This window comes from Photorhabdus stackebrandtii, from assembly GCF_011189495.1.
In the GTDB taxonomy this organism is placed as follows: domain Bacteria; phylum Pseudomonadota; class Gammaproteobacteria; order Enterobacterales; family Enterobacteriaceae; genus Photorhabdus; species Photorhabdus khanii.
Genome location: NZ_PUJV01000111.1, coordinates 1 through 1,363, shown reverse-complemented (window position 1 = coordinate 1,363; position 1,363 = coordinate 1). Strand labels below are relative to the sequence as shown.

General features: G+C 53.7%; 1 protein-coding gene. It reads left to right on the top strand.

Annotated elements, in window-relative coordinates:
- Positions 1 to 1,363 (top strand): condensation domain-containing protein (locus C5470_RS21790; protein WP_166291883.1); only part of this gene is annotated, 1,363 nt, incomplete at both ends.

Here is a 1,363-nt window from a genome sequence, read left to right as displayed (position 1 = left end):
ATGCGTTGGTACCTATTGGGCGTCCGACGGCGAATACCCGGATTTATCTGCTGGATGACGATGGTCAGCCAGTGCCATTGGGGGCGGTGGGGGAGCTGTATATTGGGGGTGCCGGTGTGACGCGTGGCTATCTCAATCTCCCTGACTTGACCGACGAACGTTTTCTGGCTGACCGGTTTAGTGATGCAACTGATGCGAGAATGTATCGCAGCGGGGATTTGGCCCGTTACCTGCCGGACGGCAATCTGGTGTTTGCCGGTCGTAATGACCAGCAGGTTAAAATCCGTGGTTTCCGTATTGAGCCGGGGGAAATCGAGGCGCATCTGACCGAACATCCGGCGGTGAGCGAAGCATTGGTATTGGCGCTGGGTGACGGTCAGGATAAGCGTTTAGTGGCCTATGTCGTGGCAAATAATGTAGTGGCAGAAGCGGATAGCGGACTGGCCGCCAGTCTGCGTGAACATCTGAGTGCTATTTTGCCTGATTATATGGTGCCGGCGGCTTTTGTTCGTCTGGACGCCTTCCCGCTGACCCCGAATGGCAAGCGGGATCGTCAGGCATTACCGGCTCCGGGTGAAGATGCTTTTGCCCGTCAGGTTTACGAAGCACCACAAGGAGAGACAGAAACTGCACTGGCGGCTATCTGGCGTGAATTATTAGGCATTGAGCAGATCAGCGGGCATGACAACTTCTTTGCGTTGGGGGGGCATTCACTGTTGGCGGTACGGGTCATGAATCGTATCGCTGCTTTCGGTGTTGAACTGCCGCTGGTTGCCTTATTTACGTCACCGTCACTTGCGGCTTTTGCGGAGAGGATCTGCGCCCAGCGCAATGTGGAAGGGGGGAGATTGTCTGAAATTATTCCCGTTTCCCGTGAGAGTGCTTTACCGCTGTCATTCGCTCAACAGCGTCTGTGGTTTCTGGCGCAGTTTGATGGTGTCAGTGATACCTATCATATTCCGCTGGAATTGCATTTACGTGGTCAGCTTAATATTACCGCCTGGCAGCAGGCGCTGAATCGTCTGTTTGCCCGCCACGAAGCGCTGCGTTCAGTCTTTATCATGGTTGACGGTCAGCCTCAGGTTAAACTGTTACCAGCGGAGTTTGGTCTGCCGGTGAAACAATACGATCTGCGTAACGCGCTTGAAGTCGATGAGCAACTTAAGCTTTTGTGCGTACAGGAGGCGGAAACGCCGTTTGATCTTGCCCGTGGTCCCCTAATCCGTTGCGCGCTGATACAACGAGCCGACGAGGATTACGTCTTCTTGCTGACTCAGCATCACATTGTGTCCGATGGTTGGTCTGTAGAGATCTTGAAATCAGAACTGGGCGTACTTTATTCTGCCTGCTTAAATGAACAGCC